This window comes from Bradyrhizobium nanningense, from assembly GCF_004114535.1.
In the GTDB taxonomy this organism is placed as follows: Bacteria; Pseudomonadota; Alphaproteobacteria; order Rhizobiales; family Xanthobacteraceae; genus Bradyrhizobium; species Bradyrhizobium nanningense.
In genome coordinates this window covers 80,037-102,744 of record NZ_LBJC01000080.1, presented here as the reverse complement: position 1 = coordinate 102,744, position 22,708 = coordinate 80,037, and the positions used below count along the sequence as shown (strand labels likewise).

The window sequence follows — 22,708 nt, the reverse complement described above, 5'->3', positions numbered from 1 at the left end:
CCTAACGGCCCGGCAGGCTAGAGGCTATTGATATCCTCCATCTCCAGCACCCTCCGTGGATACCCTTCCCGGGCGACGCGGATCATGGCCCGGCCGATTTGCTCGGTTGAGGTGACGAGCCGCGGCGAGAGCCGGCGCAGCACCGACCAGAGCGGCCAGGTTGCGGCATAGACCGCCTGCACCCAGGCGGTCTTGGAACGGGCCCCGTGCAAGGGCTGGATTGCACCGGGCCGGAACATGTAGGCGGCCCTGAACGGCAGCTTGAGCAGATCGTTCTCGGTCTTGCCCTTGATCCGCGCCCACATCCGCGATCCCTGCTCGGTGGAGTCGGTGCCGGCGCCAGTGACATAGGTGAAGACCATCTGCGGATTGAGGCGTGCCAGCGTCGTCGCCGCCGCGAGCGTCAGGTCATATGTGAGGTGGCGATAGTGCTCCTCGCTCATGCCGATCGAGGAGACGCCGAGGCAGAAAAAGCAGGCATCGAAGCCGGTCAGCTGCGTTTCGATCGCCGAATAGTCGAGAAAATTGTCGTGGATGATCTCGGCGAGCTTGGCGTGGCGCACGCCGGTCTGGCTGCGGCCGACGACGAGCACTCGGTCGACACCGGCATCGACCAGGCATTCGCGCAAAAGCCCTGCCCGACCATGCCGGTCGCGCCGAAGATGATGACTTGCATCGGGATGTCCCCAATGGCGTCGCAGCTCATGCGGCGACCGCCCTGTCGAAGGATGCACCGGTCGGCGTCTCCGTGCGATCAGGGCGATCTCGAGGTGAGGCGCCTCACTCCCTGAAGAACGCCAGCAGATCGGCGTTGATGGTGTCGGCGTGCGTGGTCGGCATGCCGTGCGGGAAACCCTTGTAGGTCTTCAGGATACCCTTCTTCAGCAGCTTGGCCGAGAGCGGCGCGGAATCGGCGTAAGGCACGATCTGGTCGTCGTCGCCGTGCATCACCAGCACGGGCACGTTGATCTTCTTCAGGTCTTCGGTGAAGTCGGTCTGCGAGAACGCGACGATGCCGTCGTAATGCGCTTTCGCGCCGCCCATCATGCCCTGGCGCCACCAGTTCTGGATCACGGCTTCCGACGGCTTTGCGCCGGCACGGTTGTAGCCATAGAACGGACCTGCGGCGATGTCGCGGTAAAACGCCGAGCGGCCGGCGGCAAGTTGCTTCTGAAAATCGTCGAACACGCTCTTCGGCAGGCCGCCGGGATTGGCCGCGGTCTGCATCATCAACGGCGGCACCGCCGAGAGGATCGCGGCCTTCGCCACCCGGCTCTCGCCGTGGCGCGCGATGTAGTGCACGACCTCGCCGCCACCGGTGGAATGGCCGACATGGAGGGCGTTCTTGAGGTCGAGATGCGCCGTGACCGCCGCCAGATCGTCGGCATAGTGATCCATGTCGTGGCCGTCGGCGACCTGTGCCGAGCGGCCGTGGCCGCGGCGGTCATGGGCGACGACGCGGTAGCCGCGCGTCACGAAGTACATCATCTGCGCGTCCCAATCGTCCGACGACAGCGGCCAGCCGTGGCTGAACACGATCGGCTGGCCACTGCCCCAGTCCTTGTAGAAGATCTCGACGCCGTCTTTGGTGGTGATGGTGGGCATTGTAGGGCTCCTTTGAATGGAACGTCATTGCCGGCCGCGCAAAGCGCGAACCGGAATCTGGAGATTATTCGATCGAGATTCCGGGTTCATCGCTGCGCGATGCCCCGGAATGACGGTGAATGCGTCGCGCGTTCGCGATCGTTCAGGCAAACGCCATCGGCTTGAAGCGGCGCCAGGCGCCGACGGTGAGCACGACGAAGAACACCAGCACGATGCCCTGCACCACCGCGAACACGGGACCCGACGGCGGCGCCGGCGCCACGGCAGGTGCGAGCGCGGCGAGCGCCGGCACCTTGAGGAACGACTGGATCACCAGCACGAAGACGTTGAAATAGAGCGAGATCATCGCGGTCACGACGTAGACCGGACGCCAGACGCCGGTGAGCTTCATGCCGTACAGCGCGACGCAGGCGACCGCGAGCAGCAGCAGCGAGATGATGCCGATGATGTGCGACGGCAGCAGCTTCTCGAACGGAAACAGGAAGCCGGTGACGCTGGTCAGGATCGTGAACGCTAGGAAGATCGCGGTGAGGCCGGGCATCGACTTCGAGCCGAGCAGCCCGAACATCACGACGAGGCCGGCGGCGATGGCGATCAGGCTGATGATGACGTGGACCATCGTGAAGGCGGGCAGGCTCAAGCCAAGGACCATGACATCTCTCTCCTACTCTCATTGAGATTCACGAGAGTCGTATTACGGTCCTCATGGGATTGCCACCTGCGATGTCGTCACATGCACGTGCGAAGCCATGCGTCATCGTGCGAATCGACAAACGCATGGCTGAATTCTTTGCACCGCTGTCACAAACGACGGCAGTTGCCGACGAAACTTGAATCGACCCTTCACACTTCCTTGGTGTCGAAGATCAGGAGGTCGGCGCCGCCACTGGCGAATTTCGGCACGTCAGCGCCGGTCGCCTTGCCTTCCGGGCTGCCGAAGGCCGCCTGGATGTCGGCCACGCTGTCGAAGGTGAGAATGGCGACAAGATGGATTCCGGAAGGCCCGGTTGGCGATGCGACCGGCCCCTTGCTGACGGCGTACTTCTTCAGGCCGGGAAGTTTCTTGGCGAGCGGAATGTGCGTCTCGGCATAGTACTTGTCGAAGGCGGCAGCATCCTTGGGCGTTTTATAGAGCACGACAACTTCAGCCATTTAGTCCTCCCGTTAAGCGTCTTGTTTGTCAGTCATGGATCCTCATGGTGCGGAGCGTGCGAAGCACGCCTGCGGACGATGCTTGCGGATCGACGCGCGAACCATGAAAGGCCCGGGTCGTCGTTCCGAGCCTTCATCCTTCGAGACGCGCGCTCAGGCGCGCTCCTCTGGATGAGGAGATAGTCTGTAGTTGCTGGCACGATGGCAAGTCCCATTCGACTTGCCATTCTCTTGACTTCTCGTTGCCTAAAGCGCCGGTTTTGCGGCATCGCCGAGATAGCCGTGCAGGGAAGCCACGACCTGGGCGCCCTCGCCGATGGCGCCGCCGACGCGCTTGACCGAGCCGGAGCGAACGTCGCCGACGGCATAGACGCCGGGCACCGAGGTCTCCAGCGGCGCCACGAGGCGGCCCTGGTTCTGCTCGGACTGCGCGCCTGTCACGACGAAGCCGCCGCGATCGAGCGTGACGCCGCAGCCGTCGAGCCAGGCGGTGGCTGGATCGGCACCGACGAACAGAAACAGATTGCGGATGTCGGCAGCATCCTCGTCGTCGGACAACCGGCTCTTCCAGCGGATGCGCCGCAGCAGCGCGGCCTCGTCACCCTCGAGCGCGGTGATCTCGGTGTTAAACATCAATTCGATGTTCGGCGTCGCTTCGATGCGCTCGATGAGATAGCGCGACATGCTGGCCCCGAGACCGCCGCCGCGGATGATCATCAGGACGCGTCTGGCGTGACCCGACAGGAACACGGCGGCCTGGCCTGCCGAATTGCCGGCGCCGACCAGAGCCACCTCCTCGCCGGCGCAGAGCCGCGCCTCGATCGGCGAGGCCCAGTACCAGACGCCGCGTCCCTCGAACTTGTCGAGGTTTGCGATCTCAGGCCGGCGATAGCGCGCGCCGCTCGCGACCACGACCGCGCGTGAGCGCAAGGGATCGCTGCCGTCGAGCGCCACCGAGAATGCGCCGTCCGTGCGCGTGCAATCGAGCGACTTCACCGTCACGGGGATCATGATGTCGGCGCCGAATTTTTGCGCCTGGGTGAAGGCGCGCGCAGTCAGCGCCTGGCCCGAAATGCCAGTGGGAAAGCCCAGATAATTCTCGATGCGCGCGCTGGCCCCGGCCTGACCGCCGAAGGCGCGGATGTCGAGCACGGCAACCGACAGCCCTTCGGACGCCGCGTACACGGCGGTGGCGAGCCCGGCCGGTCCGCAGCCGACAACGGCAACGTCGTAGATGCGGTCATCCTTGGCGCCGCCGATCATGCCGATGGCGCGCGCAAGCTCGCTCTCACTGGGGTTGCGCAACACCGCGCCATCGGCGGCAACCACCAGCGGCCAGTCCTCGGGCTTGGGCGAATAACGCGTGATCACCTCGGCGGCGTCGCGATCGCGCTCGGGATCGAGCAGATGATGCGGCTGACCGTTGCGGGTGAGAAAGCCCTGCAACCGCACCACGCCGGCCGAATGCGAGGGCCCGATCAGCACGGGGCCGCCGATGCCGCCCTGGATCAGGTTGACCCGGCGCAGGATCAGCGCGCGCATGATGCGCTCGCCGAGCTCGGCCTCGGCGACCAGCAGCGCGCGCAGCCGGTCCGGCGGCAGCAGCAGCGTCTCGACGTCGCCCTCGGCGCGCCCATCCACCAGCGCCGGCTGCCCCGAGAGCTGGCTGAGCTCGGCCAGGAATTGCCCCGGTCCCTGGTCGATCACCGGCGTGACGTGACCAAGCCCATCGCGCTGGGTGATGGCGACATGGCCTTTCAGCACCACGAACATGCCGGGTCCCGGCTTGCCGGTCTCGAACAGGAACTCGCCGTCCTTGTAGCTGCGGACCTCGCCGAAATGCCTGATCCGCTCGATCTCGGCCGGCGTCAGCGTTGGAAAGGTCTGTTCGGGGCGCGTGAACCGCGACATCAGCGCGTCACCATTGGTTCGTTGCTGTCCGTCCTGCCCCATCGTCATTCTCGCTCATTCAAATGTTTCAAGTGCCGGCTTTCCCGGCGGTCCCCTGATTGAGGGAACCATCGTCGTTTGGCGAGGGCTCAGCGCTTGCGGCGCGCTCGCGCGCCTGCAGCTTTCGCCGCTTCAGGTTTTCGCGCAGCGCCGATTTCAGCCGGTCGTCCCGGGACGTCTTCGCCTGGGGCGCGCTCTTCTCGTTCTCGTCCATCATCACGGGGATCCGATACTGCCATCGGCGATAACATGCCCAGAGAATGCGGCAGCTCAAGAGGCCCTTTGCGATCCGATCGTGCGAAACTCGAAATGAACCGAATCCACATCCTCGGTCACCTGGCCAGTTGGCGGGGATGAGCGAACCTCGAATCGAGGGAAAGCCGGTGGTTTCAACCAAAAATGGGCACTTTGGCCCCGATATCGGCCCGATTTTCTCGTTTTGACGGGTCGAGCAAGCTTGCACAGGAGGGGGGCTTGTGGCAGATATCGGCCCGCTTGGCAGGGCCCCTCGGGCGCCCGATTCTTCACCAGCACATGCTGCCGTAGCTCAGTGGTAGAGCACTCCATTGGTAATGGAGAGGTCGACAGTTCAATCCTGTCTGGCAGCACCATTCCCTCCTGCTGTGAACATTGATTCTATCGAAAATTCGGGCCTGCGTGAGGGTTATGGCCGCGAAACGCCGCTGCGTGCTCACGCCATGGCCGGACGGCGGACAGCCTCACTGCGCACCGGCAGCAACGAGGCGCGGATGAGCCGCTGCGCCGGTTCTTCGAAATAGCGGTAGGTGAAATGCGACGCCAGCAGCGTGACGCCGATAAACATTCCGAAGAATGCGTCGTGATAGAGCGGAATCGGGGCCTGCATCAAAGAAAAGCCCAACACCATCGCCAGCTGGATCGGGAAATGCAGCAGGTAACTTGAATAGGTCACGTTGCCGGCCGCCTCGACAAGTAGCTGAAGCCGGGCCGGCAAGACGATGTCGCGCGAGAGACTATAGAGCAGCAGCGACGTACAGATCAGAAGCAGCAGCAAGCCTATCGATTGCAGCCGGCCACCCATCAGCCAATATCCGCAGACCACGGACACGACAGCAAGCCAGGCGATGCCTTCGGCTGCCAGCGCATGAGCGGGCGAAGACTGCAAGGATCGGCGCGCCATCGCCGCGAGCCCGCCGACATAAAAGAAAGTAAAGCAGTCCGCGACCTCTCCCGGAATCATCAAGCCGAGGGCGATCAGCGCCACATTGAGCCACCAGGAGCGACTGACCAGCAACAGCACGAAGAAGACGAAATAGACCAGAACTTCGACCGAGACCGACCAGATCGGTCCATTGAAGCTCAGCGCATCCTGAGACGTCGCGGTGCCGGCCATCAGGAGCTGCAGCACGAAATGCGTGAGATCGTTATTCTGATACACGAAAGACGATCCATGGACCCCGACGTAAACGGGCTGCAGCAGGGCCACGAGCAGAAGCGTGGCGAGGTGCAATGGGTAGAGCCGCGAGACACGCAGGACGAAGAATTTCCAGCCGTCGAGCGCCCGATCGGCGATCGCGTCGCGATACTTCCAAAAAAAGATGAAGCCGCTGATGCACCAGAAAATGCGGACCGCATAGGGACCGCTGCTGTAGAATGGGGCAAGCAGCCAATAGAGCGGCAGATGATCCTGGAGAAGCCCCACGTCCCTGTCGCCAACGAAGGCGAATTGACGATAGTGAAACACCAAGATCGCGAACGCCGTCAGGAAGCGCAACAGCTCCAATCCGAGAAGCTTGTTCGCTCGGGCAGGAGCAACCATCGGTGTCAGTTCGCCCTGCATGCGACCGATGCTCCCTGCAAGACGGCTTGATCCCACAGCTGATACCCGACGGCGTTCAGGTGCACCCCGTCGATCGTGTGCGGCGCCGGCATGGGCGGCAGCGCGGCAAAGGTCGCGCCGCCGCGGCTGGCGAGTTCAGGCAAGGCGGAATTATAGCTCTCGATCAGGCGCATCGCCTTCATCTGCGCTTCGGCGGGCAGACGCGACGAAACCTCGAGTGGGGGAACCGCCAGCACGACAATGCGGGCTTTTGTCTCCGACAGCTTCGCCAGGAGCGCGCTGTAGCTCGCCCTGAACTCCGGCAAGTCACGCGCAGCTCCGAGTGCGTCGTTGATACCCAGCGCCATCACGATCGCATGCGCAGGTCTGCCGTCGAGCACATCGGTCAACCAACTGCCCAAATCGCTCGTTGTGGAGGCACCGTCCAGGCCGGCATTGACGATCGGATGACCGCAGAGTTCGCGCGGGAGCGCAGAGGCTTCCACCACGCTGTCGCCGAGAACGATGATGGGATCGTCGACCCGGGACAGCGTGTAATGAAGGATGACTTGACGGCTCCGCCGATGCGATTCGAAAAACGCCTGCTTCTTGGCAACAGAGGCCCCGGCCGCAACAGCGCCGATCAAGAGGACCGCAAAACCGACAAGCATCCTGTTCATGGACGGGCTCAAACGTACCGTAGGGGCGAACTTCGAAGCGCCGAGTTGCATCGACAGAAGCATCGCCTGCTCTTCGACATCAACGGGCCACGCCAGAGTGCCACACAAGATCGCATCGTCGGACCAAGAAAATACGATCAAATTGATACAAAACAGAATGAATGCGTGAATTCATTCCGATCTGACAGCACGATGCTCTTCGTGTTCAACCCACGCGCGGTTCAGCGTTCTCGCGGCTCGAAGCGCCCGAGTTTTGCTCTTCTCGTTCGCCCTCTCTTGTGAAGAGGACGCAGGGAAGACCGGGTGCCGGCTGGCACCCATGACCCGCTGCGCCAAGAATTTGCACACGCAAATGCGCAGGCGGAAGACAGGTGGGCCGGAAACACCCGGCCTTCCCTGCGCGATGGGTTGACGGCTTATGCCTGCTCTCCCCGGAGCCGAGTTCCTTCTGGCCTCCGTCACCTCGCGAAATCCGATGCACCGCGTCCGGTTGGCCGATGCATCTTCGCGAAAGCTTGGCTGTAGCAACGACAGCCAGGACGACATGGTTTAGCCGTACGCGACTACGCCGTTCGTCACACGGAGACGGACCTCACGAGGTTCACCCGCCCTGGTCCCGCCTTGCCGTGCCCGACGCAGCCGCGTCCACCGCAGCCCGGCCCACGTTCGTTGCGACGTACGATCGCCCCTCTCCTTGGGCCGGGATGGCGGCGAATATGCCGCAATTCCGAATTTCGGTAAAGTGGAATACTTTTGCAGGAGGAGGTTGACGGGATTTGGGTGTTTTGCCCGACGGGGCGCGACTGGGCTGCGCAAGTAAGGTTAATCCTTCCTTTCGATTGTCAGTAAAGTTTTATCTATTATCGTCTTTGTCATTCATGACGAACCAGAGGCTTCGATAGTGTTTGCGTGTTGCCTGATCGTGACTGGGACTGCGTTGCTTCTTTCCGGCATCGTTGCCTTCGGCTTTCATAGAAACTCGCTGCACTCGATGGCGCTGCTGTAGCCGTATCGGGACGGCGGCCCGCAGGATGCGTGGAATGACGTGTCCGCCGTAGCTCAAGAGCGAAGGCGAAGCGAAACCTATCGCGGCCTTGTTCGGTACCGCGGCATGATGGGTTTCGCTTCGTTCTACCCATCCTACGCACTATCAATTGTCGCTACCCGCCGCATGCCCCGCAAACCGCTCATCCGCCCGCCGCAGGCGCCGGCAGAGCTCACGGTTGATGTTCTGCAGGACGATCACGTAAGCGTGGATGTCGGCCTTGTAACAGGCGTAGAGATTCTTGGCGGTCAGCTCGTACAATACGGTCGGCGCCTCCGCGACCACGGTGGCAGAACGGTTTTGCATTTCGATCAGCGTCATCTCGCCGAAGAAATCGCCGCGCTCCAGAACGGAGATCGGGATGACGACGCCCGCATTCGTCCGTTTGCTCACCGCGAGCCGGCCGGATTGGACGATGAACATCGAACGTCCCGGCTCGCCCTCCGACACGACGGTCGCGCCGGCATCGAAGCGGCGCTCGGCCAGCATCGACATCAGGAGATCGAGGCTCGGTTCCGAAAGGCCGCCGAAGAACGGCGTCGCGAGCAGGAACGCTTTCAGATCGGGGGCAGTGACAACCATCGTGCAAGGATACGGCAATCTCGATCTGCGGCAAGCAGCCCTACGCGCTAACATTCCCATGTCCGGCTCCTATATGTGAAGTTCCGGCGCGCATCGCCCCACATTGGTAGCCCCCCATGATCCCCTTCTCCGTGCTCGACCTCGCGCCGATTTGCCAGGGCGGCGATGCCGCGCAGGCGTTCCGCAATTCGCTCGATCTCGCCCGCCATGCGGAAGGCTGGGGCTACAAACGGTTCTGGCTCGCCGAACATCACAACATGACGGGGATCGCGAGCGCGGCGACGTCCGTGGTGATCGGCCACATCGCGGGCGGCACCACAACGATCCGCGTCGGCTCTGGCGGGATCATGCTGCCGAACCATTCGCCGCTCGTCATCGCCGAGCAGTTCGGCACGCTGGAATCGCTTTATCCCGGGCGGATCGATCTCGGGCTCGGGCGGGCGCCGGGTACCGACCAGTTCACGGCACGGGCGCTGCGGCGCGATCTCGCCACGACTTCCGAGAACTTTCCGCACGACGTGCTCGAGCTGCAGGCGCTGCTCGGCGAGGTGCAGCCGAACCAGGCGATTCGCGCCGTGCCCGGCATGGGGACCAAGGTGCCGCTCTGGATCCTGGGCTCCAGCACCTTTGGCGCGCAGCTCGCGGCGATGCTGGGGCTGCCGTTCGCCTTCGCCTCGCATTTCGCGCCGCAAATGATGATGCCGGCGCTGCGCGAATATCGCGCGCGCTTCGAGCCGTCGGCACAGCTCGACAAGCCCTATGCGATGGTCGGCGTCAATGTGTTCGCCGCCGATAGCGACGCGGAGGCGCAGCGGATGTTCTCCTCGCTGCAGCAACAGTTCATCAATCTGCGCCGCGGCACGCCGGGGCCCCTCCCGCCACCGGTGGACGACATGGGCGTGCTGTGGTCGCCGGCGGAGAAGGCCATGGTTGGCCAGTCGCTGTCATGTTCCGCGGTCGGTTCGCCCAGCGTGGTCGAAGCGAAGTTGAAGGCGCTGATCGCTGATACCGGCGCGGACGAATTGATCACCACCGGGCAGATCTACGACCATTCCGCACGGCTGCGCTCGTTCGAGATCGCGGCGGAGGTGCGCGACCACCTGGCGAAACAGCCGGCGGTGTGATGAGATCCGATTATCGCGGCGATGAAGGTGCGCTCCCTCCCCCGCTTGCGGGGGAGGGTTGGGGGAGAGGGTGTCTCTACGATGGGACAATCCCCTAGAGGAAAGAGCCCTCACCCCCGCCTTCTCCCGCAAGCGGGAGAGGGAGCGCACCGCGCGCGTGGCGAGCCTCAAACCCGCTAATCCGCAAACCCGAACAGCCTGGCCGGGTTGTGCACCAAAATCTTCTCCAGCTCCGCCTGGTCCGCGACATAGCGGTACATCAGCTCGATCAGATCGGCATCGTTCGGCGGCTGCTTGACGGAGACCGGATGCGGCCAGTCGCTGGCCCAGACGCAGCGGTCGGCGGCGGCCTCGATATAGGCACGCGCGATCGGGATCACGTCGTCGTAGGGCGCGCCCGCCTTCGAGGTCTTCTCGCCGAGCGACAGCATGACCCAGAAATTGCCCTTCTCGAGCAGCTCCAGCATCTTGCGCAGGTTCGGATCGCTCTTGCCGGCCTCGGGGTCAGGGCGGGCCATGTGGTCGATCAGCACGGGCACGTCGAGATTCTCGTATTTGGCGACGCTCGACATGATGCCGTCCTTCTCGGGCTGGATCTTGACGTACCAGCCGAGCTCGCGGATGCGCGCGATGGCGCGGGCGAAATCGGCGTCCGACAGTACGGCACCGAGCTCCTGGCGGAAGCTGAAGCGCGCGCCGCGCACGCCGGCGTCATGCAGCTTGGCAAGATAGGAATCGTCTGCTTCCGCAAACACCAGCGCGTTGGCGCAGCCGCGATAGTTCGGGCCCATCGCGGCGAGACCGTCGAGCACGACGGCATGATCGGCGCCGTAGGTCGTGGTCTGCACGATGATGCCGCGCTCGATGCCGAGCGCCCTGTGCATGCGCAGCGCCGCTTCCCAGGTCGCGGTCGGCATCCGATAGGCGGCGCCCGGACGCTCCGGATATTTCTCGATCGGCCCCAGCACGTGAAACTGGCTGTCGACGGTCTTCGGCGGCGGCGCCTTGCTCGGGCGGCGCGGATTGGGGTCGAACGGCAGATAGGTCGGCATGCAAGCGCTCCTTCAGTCGATCACGGCGGTGAAGTCGCACTGCACCAGCGCGCCGCCATCCATGTTGTCCATCGGCAGCGCGTGACGCGCCGGCCGCGAATGCTCGTCCGGGAACATCTTCAGCCACTCGACATTCACAGGTCCGCGCTGCGTGCGATCCTTCAGCCAGACCGTCATCTTGATGATGTCATCCGTGGTGCCGCCAGCGGCTTCCACCGTCGCCTTCATATGCGCGAACATGTTGGCGCATTGCGCATCGAGACTCTCCGGCATCGCGTTGGTGGCGGGATCGCGGCCGAGGATGACGCCTGACATCACGAGATTGCCGATGCGGCAGGCGTTCGGGATCGGATTGACGTGTTTGAAGCCGCCGATGTGGATGCTCTTGCGCCGCGTGTGGCCTGTCATGGTGCGCTCCCTCTTTGTTGTTGGTTCAGACGAACTGGCACGACACCGAGCCGAACGCGCCGTAATCGGCGTGGAAGGTGTCGCCGCGGCGGATGTCGACGGGACGCGTGAACGAGCCCGCCAGCACGACCTCGCCGTCCCTAAGATACTCGTCATGCGGCGCAAGGCGATTGGCGAGCCAGGCGATGCCGTTGGCGGGGTGATTGAGCACGCCGGCGGCAAGTCCGGTCTCCTCGACCTCGCCGTTGCGGAACAGCAGCGCGCCGATCCAGCGCAGATCCGCATCCATGGGGCGGAACGGCCGGCCGCCGAGCACCAGCGCGGCATTGGCCGCGTTGTCCGAGATCGTGTCCATCACCTTCCGCGTCTTGCCGGTCTCGGGATCGACGCGGTGCATGCGTGTCTCCAGGATCTCCAGCGCCGGCGTCACGTAGTCGGTGGCGTTGAGCACGTCGAAGATGGTGCAGTCGGGCCCGCGCAGCGGCGCCTTCAACACGAAGGCGAGCTCGACCTCGATGCGCGGCGCGTGGAAACGGTCAAACGGGATCGGCGTGGCGTCGGCATAGAACATGTCGGCGAACAACACGCCGTAATCGGGCTCGGAGATGCCGACCGCGTTCTGCATCGCCTTCGAGGTCAGACCGATCTTGTGGCCCTTGATGATGCGGCCGCGGCCGAGCTGCAGCTTGGTCCAGGCGCGCTGGACGGCATAGGCGTCCTCGATGCTGAAATCCGGATAATCCTTCGTGAACATCGGGATCAGCGTCTTGGTCCGCTCGGCCTCATCGAGGCGCGCGGCAAGGCGGTCGATCGTGGCGGCATCCAGCATCGTTTATTGCTCCGCCGCGACGGTGTTGCTGAGCACGCCGATACGGCGCGACTCGACCTCGACGACGTCGCCAACCTTCAGCCAGCGCGGCGGATCGAAGCGCGCACCGGCGCCGGTCGGCGTGCCCGTCACGATCATGTCGCCGGGCTTGAGTGTGGCAAAGGTGGAGAGATATGAGATCAGGAAGTCGAACGGGAACATCAGCCGCTCGGTCGTGTCCTGCTGCCGCACCTCGCCGTTGACGCGCGTGACGATGTCGTGAGGCCCGCGCGGGTCGAGTTCGTCCGACGTGACGATCCACGGGCCGATGCTGCCGGAGCGGTCGAAATTCTTTCCCTGCGTGACGTTGAACTTGCCGTGCCGCAGCCAGTCGCGGATCGTGCCCTCGTTGCACAGCGTCATGCCGAAGATGTGCGACCACGCCTTCTCGCGCGGGATGTGACGGCCGCCCTGGCCGATGACGATGACGAGCTCGCCCTCGTAGTCGAGCTCATCCGAAACCTTCGGCTTCTCCAGTGGCTGGCCGGAGCCTGTCATCGACGACATGCTGCGCACGAACAGGCTCGGATATTTGGGCAGGTCCGAATTGTCTTTATATTCGGCGTTGCGCTCGGCGTAGTTGACGCCGATGCACCAGAGCTTCTCCGGCGCCAGCACCGGCGGCAGCAGCACGAGCTTGTCCAGCGCGTAATCAGGCTCTTGCTCGGCGATCGCTTCCTGCGCATCGGCGAGCGCGTTGGCCGCGATCAGCGCCTTCACGTCCGAATAGTCGCGGCCGATCCGCTTGGTCAGATCGACGACACCGCCTTCGACGGCCGCGCCGTAACGCGGCTCTCCGTCCACGAGATAGCTCAGGAGTCGCATTATCATTCCTCCGATGATGTCGAGGCGGCCTGGCCGGCGACCGGCCGGCGCGCTCAGTCTTTCGATTTGGGCGTCTGGAACACCGTGTTCAGCGTCACGATCTCGCCGAGGCGGGCGTAGCGGGGGCCACCGATGCGCGCGATCGGATCGAGCGCTTTGGTCTCGACCTTGCCGTCATTCACGAGGCCGTCGCGCAAATGGAACATCACGACCTCGCCGACGATGAGCCGGCTCTTGGCGTCGCCGAATTCGAGGCACTGCCGGAAGCGGCATTCCATCGCGACCGGCGCGGCGGCAAGTCGCGGCACTTTGATGCGCTCGCAGGGCAGCGTCTCCAGCCCGAGATGCTCGACCTCGCTGATCTCAGGCGGGTGCTCGACCGATGAGTCATGCAGCGCCGACATCAGCGGGGTATCGGCGATGTGGATCACATATTCCTCGGTGTCGAGGATGTTGTGCGCGGTGTCCTTGTAATCGGCGCCCTTGCGGCCGACGCTGATGGCGAGCATCGGCGGCTTCTGCGAGACGAAGGTGAAGGCGCTGAACGGGGCGAGGTTGAGCACGCCCTTGCTCGACAGGCTGGTGACCCACGCTATCGGGCGCGGCACCACGATGCCGGTCATCAGCCGGTAGATGCGCTCCGCGCCGAGCTCGCTGGGATCAATCCGCATCGATCAATCCGCCCTGATGTTGGCCTTGCGCACCACCGGAATCCACTTGGTGTCCTCGCGCTCGAGATAGGCCTTGAATTCGTCCGGCGTCATCGGCGTGGCTTCGCCGCCGAGTTTTTCGAATTTATCGACGACGCTGGGGTCTTTCAGGATCGCGACCAGCGTCTCGTGCAGCTTGTCGATGACGGGTGCCGGCGTGCCTGCCGGGGCGAACAGGCCCGTAAAAGTCTGGCCGTCGAAATCCTTGTAGCCGAGTTCAGTGAAGGTCGGCACGTCGGGCAGTGATTTCAGCCGATGCGGGCTGGTGACGGCGAGCGCGCGGAACAGGCCGGCCTTGATATGCTGCAGGCTGACCGTGAGCTGGTCGAATGCGAACTGCACCTGCCCGCCGAGCAGATCGTTGATCGCCGGCGCATTGCCGCGATAATGCGCGGTGACCCATTGCAGCTCGAGGTTCGACTGCATCAGCTCGCTGAGCAGATGGTTGGTGGTGCCGGGGCCAGGCGAGGCCATGGTCAGCTTGCCGGGCTCGCGCTTGGCGAGCTCGATGAATTCCTTGAAATTGTTGGCCTGCACCGACGGATGTACCTCGAGCACCAGCGGCGTCATCGAGATCGTCGAGATCGGCATGAAGTCCTTTTTCCAATTATAGGCGTCGCGCTTGTTGATCTCGGTCGCGAACAGCACCGGGCCGTTGGCGCCGACGAACAGCGTGTAGCCGTCGGGCGCCGACTTGGCGAAGGCCTCGCCCGCGATCATGCCGCCGGCGCCGGCCTTGTTCTCGATGATGAAGGGCTGGCCGAGCTTTTCCTGAAGCTTGTCGGCGACGATGCGCGCGGCGCTGTCGACGTTGCCGCCGGCGGGATAGGGCACGATCAGCTTGACACTGCGTGCAGGCCATTGCTGGCCCGACGCGGGCCCCGCCAGCATCGCTGCGGCAGCAGCTATGGCAATCCAGATTAATCTCATGTTAACCTCCCGGCAGCGCTTCCAATCTCACGTCGAATGCCGTGGGCGTCATCCAAGGAAACGCGAAAGGCATCTCGATCGCAGCGCAATCTCCAGATGCGCACTTTACCTGTCGAGTGAATTGTGGCGTTCTTGTCCATATTATGGACAGAACGAATTCCCCGAAAGCCGGCCGCGGCGCCCTGGAACCGCGGCAGGGCGCGCAGGCAATCCGGCGCGCGCTCGCCGTGCTGCGCATTCTCGCCGCAGGCCGCGAAGACGGTGTGCCATTGGCTGAGGTGATCCAGGCGACCGGCCTCACCCGTCCCACCGTGCACCGCATCGTCCACGTGCTGATCGAGGAAGGCATCGTCGAGCGGAATGCGCGGAGCGGCCGCTACGCGATCGGCAACCAGGTGCCGGAGCTGGCGCTGGCACGGCCGCGACCATCGCGGCTGCTGGTTGCCGCCAATCCTTCGCTGCGTCGCGCGTCCGCCGAGATCGGCGATACGCTGTTTCTGACGGCGCGAACCGGCAACGATACGCTGTGCGTCGATCGCAGGATCGGCGTCTATCCGATCCAGGTGCTGTCGATCGAGGTCGGCGCGCGGCGGCCGCTCGGCGTCTCCAGTGCCGGCGTCGCCATCCTCGCCGCGATGCCGGCGCAGGACGCGCGCAAGATCGTCGCAGCCAACGAGAAGCGGTTCGAGGCCTACCGCACCGATACGGCGACGGTTCTCGGCGAGGTCACCGCCGCGCGACGGCTGGGATACGGCATGAGAGAGACTGGCCTTGTGCAGGGCACGAAATCGATCTCGACCTGGATCAAGACCCCGGACGGCCGCCCCGCCGCGGCGATGACCGTCTCCGCGGTGCGAACGAGGCTCGGCCCCCGCCGCGAGCAGGAGGTCGCGGAGATCCTGCTTCGGGAAGCGCGGATCATCGAGCAGGCGATCGGGGGGTGAGGCGTAGACGGCGCTGTCAATGGCTGACTTCGCGCGCCATTCTGTGGCACAACGCCCTCCACCGCCGACCGACCAACGAGGCCATGCATGCCCGCGCCAAAACCACCCGCCTTCGAGACCCTGAGCCTGCATGCGGGCCAGCATCCGGATCCCGTGACCGGCGCCCGCGCGGTGCCGATCTACCAGACCACGTCCTACGTGTTCCAGGACTCGGATCACGCCGCTGCGCTGTTCAATCTGGAGCGCGCCGGCCACATCTATACGCGCATCTCCAATCCGACCACCGGCGTGCTCGAGGAGCGGCTCGCCGCGCTCGAAGGCGGCGTCGGCGCGATCTGCACCGCGAGCGGCATGGCCGCGCTGCATCTGGCGATCGCGACCCTGCTCAATGCCGGCGATCACATCGTGGCGTCGAGCTCGCTCTATGGCGGCACCATCAACCTCCTGGCGCACACGCTGCCGCGCTTCGGCATCACCACGACGTTTGTGAAACCGCGCGATCTCGACGCGTTCCGCAGCGCCATCAAGCCGAACACGAAGCTCGTGATCGGCGAGACCATCGGCAATCCCGGCCTCGAGGTACTCGACATCCCAGAGGTCGCGGCGATCGCGCATGACGCAAAGATCCCGCTGCTGATCGACAACACTTTTGCCACGCCCTATCTGAGCCGACCGATCGAGCTCGGCGCCGACATCGTCATGCATTCGGCGACAAAATGGATCGGCGGCCACGGCATCGCGATCGGCGGCGCGATCATCGACGGCGGCCGCTTCGACTGGCGGGCGTCCTCCAAGTTCGCCGTGCTGACCGAGCCCTATGGCGGCTATCACGGCATCGTCTTCGACGAGCAGTTCGGCACCGCTGCCTTCATCATGCGGGCGCGCACCGAAGGCCTGCGCGATTTCGGCGCCTGCCTGTCGCCGACCAACGCGTTCCAGCTGCTGCAGGGCGTCGAAACGCTCGGCGTGCGCATGGACCGCCACATGCACAACACGCACCTCGTGCTGGAAGCGCTGAAATCCAACAAGGCGGTCGACTGGGTGCTGCATCCCTCGCTGGAGACGCACACGGACTATCAGCTCGCCAAGCAGCTCTTGCCGCGCGGCGCCGGCTCGATCATCTCCTTCGGCATCAAGGGTGGACGCCCGGCGGGACGCAAGTTCATCGAAAGCCTGCGCATGATCAGCCATCTCGCCAATGTCGGCGACGCCAAGACGCTGGTGATCCACCCGGCCTCGACCACGCATCAGCAGATGGATGCCGAGCAGCTCAGGGACGCCGGCATTGGCGAGGAGCTGGTGCGGCTCTCGGTCGGCATCGAGACCGCAAGCGACATCATCGACGATCTGGCGCAGGCGCTGCGCATCTCGCAAAAGGTCTGACACCATGAAGCTCTCCGTCAACGGCGCTGATGTGTTCGTCGCAACCGGCGGCCGCGATTTCGACAAATCCCTGCCCGCGGTCGTCTTCATCCATGGTGCCGGCTTCGATCATTCGACCTGGGCGCTGCACACGCGCTGGTTCGCCCATCACGGTTTTGGCGTGCTGGCACCTGACCTCCCCGGTCATGGCCGCTCTCCTGGGCCTTCGCTCGGCAGCATCGCCGAGATGGCCGACTGGACCGCGGCTCTGCTCGATGCGGCAAGAGCTACCAAGGCGCACCTGATCGGCCATTCCATGGGATCGCTGATCTCGCTCGAGACCGCCGCCCGGCATCCCGACAAGGTCTCCGCGCTGAGCCTGATCGGCACCGCCGCGACCATGACGGTCGGCCCCGATCTGTTGAAGGCCGCCGAGGCCAACTCGCAGGATGCCAACGACATGGTCTCGATCTGGGGCCTCGGCTTCAACGCCGAGCTCGGCGGCAGCCTCGCGCCAGGCCTGTGGATGCATGGCGGCGCGCAGGCGGTGCTCAGGGCATGCGAGCCCGGCGTGCTGTTCAGAGATCTGTCGGCCTGCAATGCCTATACGAATGCGCTTCAAGCCGCCGCGAGCGTCAGGGTGCCGACCACGCTCATTCTCGGCGAGCGGGACATGATGACGCCGGCGAAGGCGGGCAAGGCGCTTGCGGCGGCAATCCCCCATGCGAAGACCGTCGTGGTGGCGGGCGCCGGCCATATGATCATGGCCGAGCGTCCGGATGAACTGCTGGCAGCCTTACGGAACTGAAAAGGATCAATCCTCCGCGTCGTGCGTTGCGGTCAGATATCCCTATGAGTCCACAGGGGAACTCGACCATGCCAAGACAAGAGATCATCCGTAAAGCGAAGCAGGACAAGCGCGCCGGAAAGTCGCCGAGCACGCAGGCCGGCGAATTCGTCAAGGACGAGATCGACAGGATCCGCAAAGGCAAGCACGGCGCCCGCTCGACGAAGCAGGCCATCGCAATCGGCCTCTCCGAGGCACGCCGCGCCGGCGTCGACCTGCCGCCACCGCGCAAGGGACGCACCAAGAAAGCCACGCGCCGCAGCGCCAAATACGCCTATGAAGTCGGTCAGGGCAAGCGCACCGCGAAGCGCCGCCCGAAGGTGTCGCGCGCCGTCGAAGGCGTGTTGAAGAAGGAGCCGCGCTCGACGGCGTCGCGGAGCGCGCTGTCGAAGCAAGGCAAGCGCGCGGCAGACCGGCGGTCCGCAGCATCCCGTTCAGCCGCCGCACGCAAGGCAAGCCGCACCAAGGGTGCCAAAGTCCGGTCCGCGGCCGCGAAGAAGGCGGCACGCACGAGGGCGCGCCGGCGAAGCTAACCTGATGTAGCGGCCTTGTGATTTGAATGGCAGCCGCTGACGCTCGACGATCCCGCCATGGCCGGATCGATCGGAGCTCCTCATGTCAGACAGTCTCAAGGGACGTACCGCGATCGTGACCGGCGGCTCGCGCGGGATTGGCGCAGCCATCTGTCGCGCGCTCGCCGCATCAGGCGCCGCCGTGGCGATCAACTGCCGTGAAAGAATCGGACAGGCCGAGCAATTGGCGGGCGAGATCGGTCAGCACGGCGGCCGCGCCATCGTCGTTGCCGCCGACGTCTCGCAAGCTGAGGCGGTGACCGACATGATCCAGCGCGTGACGGCCGGACTCGGGCCGGTCGACATCCTCGTCAACAATGCCGGCATCGCCATCACGCGGGGCGTCGACGACCTCACCGAGGAGGATTTCGACCGCACCATCCTGGTCAATCTGAAATCCGCTTTTCTGTGCACGCAAGCGGTGCTGCCGTCGATGCGCGCGCGAAAATGGGGCCGCATCGTCAACATCTCCTCCGGCGCCGCGCGCGGCGCCGGCTCGATCGGTCCGCACTACAATGCGTCCAAGGCCGGCATGGAAGGTCTGACGCGAGGCTACGCGGCGCGGCTGGTGAAGGAGGGCATCACCGTCAACGCGGTGGCCCCGTCCCTGATCGAGACCGACATGATGGGCGGCCAGCCCGGGCTCGTCAGCCGCATTCCGCTCGGCCGCTTCGGCACGGCCGAGGAAGTGGCTAAAGCGGTGATGCTGCTGGTCGACAATGCCTACATGACCGGCCAGACGATCGCGCTGAGCGGCGGCATGGCGTTTAGTTAAAGCATTGCCGTCCGCAGCGGGCTCCTCTTCACCTCTCCCGCTTGCTATCGCATATGGTGTCCACGATGCGGCGGCATCGGCACTGGGCTCCCTCTCCCGCTTGCGGGGGAGGGCTGGGGGTGGGGGTGTCTCCGCGTCGGGATTGCTCAGGATTGAGGAGGATGTCCCTGCGTCGCGAGAGCCCTCACCCGCCGCGCTCTGCGAGCGCGTCGGCCTCTCCCGCAGGCGGGAGAGGCGGAGCAAGCCCGCAGACAGTCCTCGTGAAATCCTATGCGATTGCCCTGCCGCTTGTCCCACGACGATCTCGTGTGTGGAGAGAGGCCCCTCACCCCGCCCTCTCCCCGCAAGCGCGGGGCGAGGGAGACGAGAGAGCGTCACCACATCGTCGCGGCGGCGCGCGCCGCCCAGGCACGATCATATTCCGCGCCGCCGACCTTGTTGTCGCTCATCTCCGCCAGGATCTGGCCGGGCGTCGGCAAACTTTTCGGATCGATGCGCTTGTCGGGATTCCAGAGGTCGGAGCGGACGATGGCGCGGGCGCATTGGAAGTAGATTTCGTCGACATTCATCACCATGACGCTGCGCGGCGCTTTGCCTTCGACCTTGAACGAGGCCAGCAGCTCCGGATCAATGGACAGATGGGCGCGGCCGTTGGCGCGAACCGCGTTGCCGGAGCCCGGAATCAGGAACATCAGCGACACCCTGGGATCGCGCACGATATTGCGCAGCGAATCGACCCGGTTGTTGCCGCGGCGATCCGGCAGCATCAGCGTCTTGGGATCGTGGACACGGACGAAGCCGGGCCGGTCGCCGCGCGGCGAGCAGTCGATGCCTTCGGGCCCGATGGTGGCGAGCGCGGCGAACGGCGCCTTCTCGATGAACACGCGATAGAGCGGTGTGACATGGTCGGCGACTTTCACGGTCGAGGCGTCGTTGGTCACGCCGTAGATGGCCTCCAATTGTTCGACCGTATTGATCACCGTCATTCCACTCTCTCCATGTTGCGCCGGCGGTTTACCCGTGCCGGCCATCATCACTGATCACGCGCACGAGCTGACGGCTGTGATCCTCCGCGCTGCCGGCGTTGAGGATGGTGACATCGGCCTGCGCCGCCGTATCATCGACGCTGCGGGTGAGACGTTCGGCGATGTTGCCATCGCTCTGCCGCGCGCGCGCGGCAAGCCGCGCGGCCAGCACGTCCGGCGGCGCGGTGATCGCGACCACAATGACATTGGCATAGGCTTGGCGCAGGGCGCCAAGCACGGTGCGCGAGACGTTGGCGACGACCGTGCGCCCGGCGCGGATATGGTCGTCGATGTCGAGCGGCAGGGCATAGCAATGCCCATGCGCGTCCCAATGCACGGCGAAGTCGCCGCGCTCGCGCGCGCGGCAGAATTGGTCGGGACTTAACGCGATATTGTCCTCGTCGGCCGACGACGCTCGCGTCACAATACGGCGCGGGAAGACGATGTCGTGATCGTCGGCGCAGGCCGCCTGCGCGAGCCGCAGCAGCGTGTCCTTGCCGGCACCGCTGGGGCCGACCACGAGCACGAGCCGGCCGGGGCCGATTGCGCCCGCCGCCCCCTCGGCCGTGGTCGCGCTCTCGCTCATGCGACGCGGTGTCCCGCGCGCCAGACGCTGCGGACGACGGGAACGTGGCCCGCGACATGCACGCGAATCAGGTCAGCGCGCTTGCCGGTCGCGACCTCGCCGCGGTCGGTGAGGCCGACCGCCTCGGCGGGCGCCTTCGTCACGGTGCGGATCGCCGCCGGAAGGCTGATCGCGGGCACATGCTCGGGCAATTGCAGCGCGCCCATCAGCAGACTCGACGGGATATAGTCCGACGACAAGATATCGAGCAGGCCTTCGCGGGCGAGATCGACCGCGGCGATGTTGCCGGAATGCGAGCCGCCGCGCACGACGTTCGGCGCGCCCATCAGAATGTCGATGCCGGCCTGGTGCAGGGCGCGCGCTGCCTCCAGCGTGGTCGGAAATTCCGCGACCGAAACGCGGTCGCGCACGGCATCCGCGACGTTCTCCTCGGTGGTGTCGTCGTGGCTCGCCAGCGGGATGTTGTACCGATGCGCCAGCGCCACGATCTCGCGCATATTGGTTGCGGCGTATTGCTTCTGATATTCGAAGCGCTTTGCGAACAATTCGTCGAGCTCGGCATCGGTCTTGCCGCCACCCTTGCCGCGATAATAGTCGCGCAGCTTGACCTCGTCGCGGAACTGGCGCTGGCCGGGGGTGTGGTCCATCAGCGACATCAGCTTGACGTCGGGACGGTCGATCAGCTCCTTGGCCTCCTCGACCACGCTCGGCATCGGGATTTCGCAGCGCAGGTGCAGGAAGTGGTCGGCGCGCAGCAGGCTGGCATCGCGCGCGGTCGTGATCGCAGCGGCAAGCACGCCGGCGCGACCATCGACCTCCTCGGCGCCGTCCTCGCGCCAGACCCGGAGCGAGTCGAACACGGTGGTGATGCCTGACGTCGCGAGCTGGCCGTCATAGGAGACGACGGCGGCGACCGGATTCCAGAACACTTTTGGCCGCGGCACGTAGTGGGCTTCGAGATGATCGGTGTGAAGCTCGATCAGGCCGGGCATGATCAGGTCGCCGCCGGCATCCCCGGCGCCTGCGGGCGCCCTGCCCTCGCCAATCTCGGCAATACGGCCATTGGCAAGGGCCAGCCAGCCTTGGTCGATCACCCGGTCGGCCAGCACGATCCTGGCGTTGGCGATGACGGTATCCTTCGGGGCGTTCATTTCCATGTCCTTCAGGCCGCGGCGGCAAAGCTGGTGACGTCGACGATACGGTCGGCAATCAGATGGCGGATTTCGTCGTCATGGACAATGGCCACCATGGCGACGCCCTGGCGTTTCTTCTCGGCGACCAATTCGACCACCACGGCGCTGTTGGCGGCGTCGAGCGAGGCGGTCGGTTCGTCCAGGAGGAGGATCGGCAGATCCGAGATGAAGCCACGGGCGATGTTGACGCGCTGCTGCTCGCCGCCGGAGAAGGTCGCGGGCGGCAGCTGCCACAGCCGCTCGGGGATGTTGAGGCGATGCAGCAGGCCGCCGGCGCGGGCCTGTGCGTTAGCGCGGGCCATGCCATTGACGATCAGCGGCTCGGCGACGACGTCGATGGTGGCCACGCGCGGCACAGCACGCAGGAACTGGCTGACATAGCCGATGGTGGAACGGCGGACGTTGAGCACCTGCCGCGGCTCGGCGCTGGCGAGATCGATCAGCGCGCCGCGGTGGCGGATGCCGATCCGGCCGCTATCGCAGCGGTAATTGCCGAAGATCATCTTCAGGATCGACGACTTGCCGGCGCCCGATGGCCCCGAGAGCACGACGCATTCGCCCGGGTTGACCTGGAAGGTGACGCCGCGCACGACCGGCAGCTCGATGCCGCCCTGCAGGTGCATCGTAAAGGTCTTGTTGGCGTCGGCGATGTCGATCATGGCGGTCATTTGAAAA

At 64.8% G+C, this 22,708-nt stretch carries 24 protein-coding genes, 1 tRNA gene and 1 pseudogene; 7 read left to right on the top strand and 19 right to left on the bottom strand.

Going from position 1 to position 22,708, the window contains the following annotated elements; genetic code table 11:
* Positions 1-17: 17 nt before the first annotated feature.
* The 6 genes and pseudogenes from XH84_RS36700 to XH84_RS36675 form a co-directional block, all read right to left on the bottom strand.
* Positions 18-676, bottom strand: a pseudogene (locus tag XH84_RS36700) (Rossmann-fold NAD(P)-binding domain-containing protein).
* 104 nt (positions 677-780) lie between these two features.
* Positions 781-1,605 carry an alpha/beta fold hydrolase gene (locus tag XH84_RS36695; RefSeq protein WP_128919261.1) on the bottom strand — a complete coding sequence of 275 codons (825 nt, stop codon included), beginning with the start codon at positions 1,603-1,605 and terminating at the stop codon, positions 781-783.
* A 142-nt stretch (positions 1,606-1,747) separates the two neighbouring features.
* Positions 1,748-2,257: a hypothetical protein gene (locus XH84_RS36690; RefSeq protein WP_128919260.1), complete on the bottom strand. Its 510-nt coding sequence runs from the start codon at positions 2,255-2,257 to the stop codon at positions 1,748-1,750.
* Positions 2,258-2,448: 191 nt separating this feature from the next.
* On the bottom strand, positions 2,449-2,757 hold the full coding sequence (locus XH84_RS36685) for an EthD family reductase (RefSeq protein ID WP_126260320.1): 309 nt from the start codon (positions 2,755-2,757) through the stop codon (positions 2,449-2,451).
* A gap of 246 nt (positions 2,758-3,003) precedes the next feature.
* Positions 3,004-4,710: an FAD-dependent oxidoreductase gene (locus tag XH84_RS36680; protein WP_128919322.1), complete on the bottom strand. Its 1,707-nt coding sequence runs from the start codon at positions 4,708-4,710 to the stop codon at positions 3,004-3,006.
* A 25-nt stretch (positions 4,711-4,735) separates the two neighbouring features.
* Positions 4,736-4,924, bottom strand: a complete 189-nt coding sequence (locus tag XH84_RS36675; RefSeq protein WP_128919259.1) for a hypothetical protein — start codon at positions 4,922-4,924, stop codon at positions 4,736-4,738.
* 319 nt (positions 4,925-5,243) lie between these two features.
* On the opposite strand from XH84_RS36675, the gene XH84_RS36670 reads away from it, so the two are divergent.
* Positions 5,244-5,318 (top strand) — tRNA-Thr (locus XH84_RS36670).
* Between the two features lie 80 nt (positions 5,319-5,398).
* On the opposite strand, the gene XH84_RS36665 is transcribed toward XH84_RS36670, so the two are convergent.
* The 3 genes from XH84_RS36665 to XH84_RS36650 form a co-directional block, all read right to left on the bottom strand.
* The gene (locus XH84_RS36665; RefSeq protein WP_245471990.1) at positions 5,399-6,526 is read right to left on the bottom strand and encodes an acyltransferase family protein; all 1,128 of its coding nucleotides are present in this window, start codon (positions 6,524-6,526) and stop codon (positions 5,399-5,401) included.
* Positions 6,511-7,248 carry an SGNH/GDSL hydrolase family protein gene (locus XH84_RS36660; protein WP_128919258.1) on the bottom strand — a complete coding sequence of 246 codons (738 nt, stop codon included), beginning with the start codon at positions 7,246-7,248 and terminating at the stop codon, positions 6,511-6,513. Before XH84_RS36660 ends, XH84_RS36665 begins: the two co-directional genes overlap by 16 nt.
* A gap of 1,087 nt (positions 7,249-8,335) precedes the next feature.
* Positions 8,336-8,812 carry a cyclic nucleotide-binding domain-containing protein gene (locus XH84_RS36650; protein ID WP_128919257.1) on the bottom strand — a complete coding sequence of 159 codons (477 nt, stop codon included), beginning with the start codon at positions 8,810-8,812 and terminating at the stop codon, positions 8,336-8,338.
* Between the two features lie 116 nt (positions 8,813-8,928).
* Here XH84_RS36650 and XH84_RS36645 point away from each other — a divergent pair, with 116 nt between their 5' ends.
* A complete protein-coding gene (locus XH84_RS36645) occupies positions 8,929-9,936 on the top strand; it encodes an LLM class flavin-dependent oxidoreductase (protein WP_128919256.1) in 1,008 nt (335 codons plus the stop codon).
* Between the two features lie 176 nt (positions 9,937-10,112).
* Here XH84_RS36645 and XH84_RS36635 read toward each other — a convergent pair whose 3' ends face one another.
* The 6 genes from XH84_RS36635 to XH84_RS36610 are packed head-to-tail and all read right to left on the bottom strand — an operon-like array spanning position 10,113 to position 14,729.
* Positions 10,113-10,988 carry an amidohydrolase family protein gene (locus XH84_RS36635; protein WP_128919255.1) on the bottom strand — a complete coding sequence of 292 codons (876 nt, stop codon included), beginning with the start codon at positions 10,986-10,988 and terminating at the stop codon, positions 10,113-10,115.
* Positions 10,989-11,000: 12 nt separating this feature from the next.
* A complete protein-coding gene (locus XH84_RS36630) occupies positions 11,001-11,396 on the bottom strand; it encodes a RidA family protein (protein WP_128919254.1) in 396 nt (131 codons plus the stop codon).
* Positions 11,397-11,421: 25 nt separating this feature from the next.
* Positions 11,422-12,225 (bottom strand): 2-oxo-hept-4-ene-1,7-dioate hydratase, encoded by an 804-nt coding sequence (hpaH, locus tag XH84_RS36625; protein ID WP_128919253.1) that lies wholly within the window; start codon positions 12,223-12,225, stop codon positions 11,422-11,424.
* A 3-nt stretch (positions 12,226-12,228) separates the two neighbouring features.
* Positions 12,229-13,089, bottom strand: coding sequence for a fumarylacetoacetate hydrolase family protein (locus tag XH84_RS36620; protein ID WP_128919252.1), 861 nt, complete (start codon positions 13,087-13,089; stop codon positions 12,229-12,231).
* Positions 13,090-13,142: 53 nt separating this feature from the next.
* Entirely contained in the window at positions 13,143-13,760 is a 618-nt protein-coding gene (locus tag XH84_RS36615) for a flavin reductase family protein (protein WP_128919251.1), read from the bottom strand.
* A 3-nt stretch (positions 13,761-13,763) separates the two neighbouring features.
* Entirely contained in the window at positions 13,764-14,729 is a 966-nt protein-coding gene (locus XH84_RS36610; RefSeq protein ID WP_128919250.1) for a Bug family tripartite tricarboxylate transporter substrate binding protein, read from the bottom strand.
* A gap of 143 nt (positions 14,730-14,872) precedes the next feature.
* Between XH84_RS36610 and XH84_RS36605 the strand changes: the two genes are divergently transcribed.
* The 5 genes from XH84_RS36605 to XH84_RS36585 all read left to right on the top strand — a co-directional run bounded on the left by XH84_RS36605 (position 14,873) and on the right by XH84_RS36585 (position 19,229).
* Positions 14,873-15,673 carry an IclR family transcriptional regulator gene (locus XH84_RS36605; protein WP_164936230.1) on the top strand — a complete coding sequence of 267 codons (801 nt, stop codon included), beginning with the start codon at positions 14,873-14,875 and terminating at the stop codon, positions 15,671-15,673.
* 87 nt (positions 15,674-15,760) lie between these two features.
* Positions 15,761-17,056, top strand: coding sequence for an O-acetylhomoserine aminocarboxypropyltransferase (locus XH84_RS36600; RefSeq protein WP_128919248.1), 1,296 nt, complete (start codon positions 15,761-15,763; stop codon positions 17,054-17,056).
* 4 nt (positions 17,057-17,060) lie between these two features.
* Positions 17,061-17,843, top strand: coding sequence for an alpha/beta fold hydrolase (locus XH84_RS36595; RefSeq protein WP_128919247.1), 783 nt, complete (start codon positions 17,061-17,063; stop codon positions 17,841-17,843).
* A gap of 68 nt (positions 17,844-17,911) precedes the next feature.
* The gene (locus XH84_RS36590) at positions 17,912-18,415 is read left to right on the top strand and encodes a DUF6496 domain-containing protein (RefSeq protein WP_128919246.1); all 504 of its coding nucleotides are present in this window, start codon (positions 17,912-17,914) and stop codon (positions 18,413-18,415) included.
* Positions 18,416-18,497: 82 nt separating this feature from the next.
* A complete protein-coding gene (locus tag XH84_RS36585) occupies positions 18,498-19,229 on the top strand; it encodes an SDR family NAD(P)-dependent oxidoreductase (RefSeq protein WP_128919245.1) in 732 nt (243 codons plus the stop codon).
* Positions 19,230-19,603: 374 nt separating this feature from the next.
* Here the strand turns inward: XH84_RS36585 and XH84_RS36580 are convergent, their stop codons facing one another.
* Genes XH84_RS36580 through phnL form a run of 4 tightly spaced genes read right to left on the bottom strand, consistent with a single transcriptional unit; the run spans position 19,604 to position 22,701 of the window.
* A complete protein-coding gene (locus XH84_RS36580) occupies positions 19,604-20,215 on the bottom strand; it encodes a pyridoxamine 5'-phosphate oxidase family protein (protein WP_128919244.1) in 612 nt (203 codons plus the stop codon).
* Positions 20,216-20,243: 28 nt separating this feature from the next.
* Positions 20,244-20,840 (bottom strand): phosphonate metabolism protein/1,5-bisphosphokinase (PRPP-forming) PhnN, encoded by a 597-nt coding sequence (gene phnN / locus XH84_RS36575; RefSeq protein WP_128919243.1) that lies wholly within the window; start codon positions 20,838-20,840, stop codon positions 20,244-20,246.
* Entirely contained in the window at positions 20,837-21,991 is a 1,155-nt protein-coding gene (locus XH84_RS36570) for an alpha-D-ribose 1-methylphosphonate 5-triphosphate diphosphatase (RefSeq protein WP_128919242.1), read from the bottom strand. Before XH84_RS36570 ends, phnN begins: the two co-directional genes overlap by 4 nt.
* Before the next feature lie 11 nt (positions 21,992-22,002).
* Positions 22,003-22,701 carry a phosphonate C-P lyase system protein PhnL gene (gene phnL / locus XH84_RS36565; protein ID WP_164936229.1) on the bottom strand — a complete coding sequence of 233 codons (699 nt, stop codon included), beginning with the start codon at positions 22,699-22,701 and terminating at the stop codon, positions 22,003-22,005.
* Positions 22,702-22,708 lie beyond the last annotated feature (7 nt).

What these genes read in the sequence shown, in the direction of transcription:
- XH84_RS36620 (WP_128919252.1), bottom strand. Translation starts at nt 13,089, where the DNA reads ATGCGACTCCTGAGCTATCTCGTGGACGGAGAGCCGCGTTACGGCGCG.
- XH84_RS36695 (WP_128919261.1), bottom strand. Translation starts at nt 1,605, where the DNA reads ATGCCCACCATCACCACCAAAGACGGCGTCGAGATCTTCTACAAGGAC.
- XH84_RS36590 (WP_128919246.1), top strand. Translation starts at nt 17,912, where the DNA reads ATGCCAAGACAAGAGATCATCCGTAAAGCGAAGCAGGACAAGCGCGCC.
- phnN (WP_128919243.1), bottom strand. Translation starts at nt 20,840, where the DNA reads ATGAGCGAGAGCGCGACCACGGCCGAGGGGGCGGCGGGCGCAATCGGC.
- XH84_RS36645 (WP_128919256.1), top strand. Translation starts at nt 8,929, where the DNA reads ATGATCCCCTTCTCCGTGCTCGACCTCGCGCCGATTTGCCAGGGCGGC.
- XH84_RS36600 (WP_128919248.1), top strand. Translation starts at nt 15,761, where the DNA reads ATGCCCGCGCCAAAACCACCCGCCTTCGAGACCCTGAGCCTGCATGCG.
- XH84_RS36660 (WP_128919258.1), bottom strand. Translation starts at nt 7,248, where the DNA reads ATGCTTCTGTCGATGCAACTCGGCGCTTCGAAGTTCGCCCCTACGGTA.
- hpaH (WP_128919253.1), bottom strand. Translation starts at nt 12,225, where the DNA reads ATGCTGGATGCCGCCACGATCGACCGCCTTGCCGCGCGCCTCGATGAG.
- XH84_RS36635 (WP_128919255.1), bottom strand. Translation starts at nt 10,988, where the DNA reads ATGCCGACCTATCTGCCGTTCGACCCCAATCCGCGCCGCCCGAGCAAG.
- XH84_RS36605 (WP_164936230.1), top strand. Translation starts at nt 14,873, where the DNA reads ATGGACAGAACGAATTCCCCGAAAGCCGGCCGCGGCGCCCTGGAACCG.
- XH84_RS36675 (WP_128919259.1), bottom strand. Translation starts at nt 4,924, where the DNA reads ATGATGGACGAGAACGAGAAGAGCGCGCCCCAGGCGAAGACGTCCCGG.
- XH84_RS36685 (WP_126260320.1), bottom strand. Translation starts at nt 2,757, where the DNA reads ATGGCTGAAGTTGTCGTGCTCTATAAAACGCCCAAGGATGCTGCCGCC.
- XH84_RS36585 (WP_128919245.1), top strand. Translation starts at nt 18,498, where the DNA reads ATGTCAGACAGTCTCAAGGGACGTACCGCGATCGTGACCGGCGGCTCG.
- XH84_RS36650 (WP_128919257.1), bottom strand. Translation starts at nt 8,812, where the DNA reads ATGGTTGTCACTGCCCCCGATCTGAAAGCGTTCCTGCTCGCGACGCCG.
- XH84_RS36665 (WP_245471990.1), bottom strand. Translation starts at nt 6,526, where the DNA reads ATGCAGGGCGAACTGACACCGATGGTTGCTCCTGCCCGAGCGAACAAG.
- XH84_RS36680 (WP_128919322.1), bottom strand. Translation starts at nt 4,710, where the DNA reads ATGGGGCAGGACGGACAGCAACGAACCAATGGTGACGCGCTGATGTCG.
- XH84_RS36615 (WP_128919251.1), bottom strand. Translation starts at nt 13,760, where the DNA reads ATGCGGATTGATCCCAGCGAGCTCGGCGCGGAGCGCATCTACCGGCTG.
- XH84_RS36580 (WP_128919244.1), bottom strand. Translation starts at nt 20,215, where the DNA reads ATGACGGTGATCAATACGGTCGAACAATTGGAGGCCATCTACGGCGTG.
- XH84_RS36610 (WP_128919250.1), bottom strand. Translation starts at nt 14,729, where the DNA reads ATGAGATTAATCTGGATTGCCATAGCTGCTGCCGCAGCGATGCTGGCG.
- phnL (WP_164936229.1), bottom strand. Translation starts at nt 22,701, where the DNA reads ATGACCGCCATGATCGACATCGCCGACGCCAACAAGACCTTTACGATG.
- XH84_RS36630 (WP_128919254.1), bottom strand. Translation starts at nt 11,396, where the DNA reads ATGACAGGCCACACGCGGCGCAAGAGCATCCACATCGGCGGCTTCAAA.
- XH84_RS36570 (WP_128919242.1), bottom strand. Translation starts at nt 21,991, where the DNA reads ATGAACGCCCCGAAGGATACCGTCATCGCCAACGCCAGGATCGTGCTG.
- XH84_RS36690 (WP_128919260.1), bottom strand. Translation starts at nt 2,257, where the DNA reads ATGGTCCTTGGCTTGAGCCTGCCCGCCTTCACGATGGTCCACGTCATC.
- XH84_RS36595 (WP_128919247.1), top strand. Translation starts at nt 17,061, where the DNA reads ATGAAGCTCTCCGTCAACGGCGCTGATGTGTTCGTCGCAACCGGCGGC.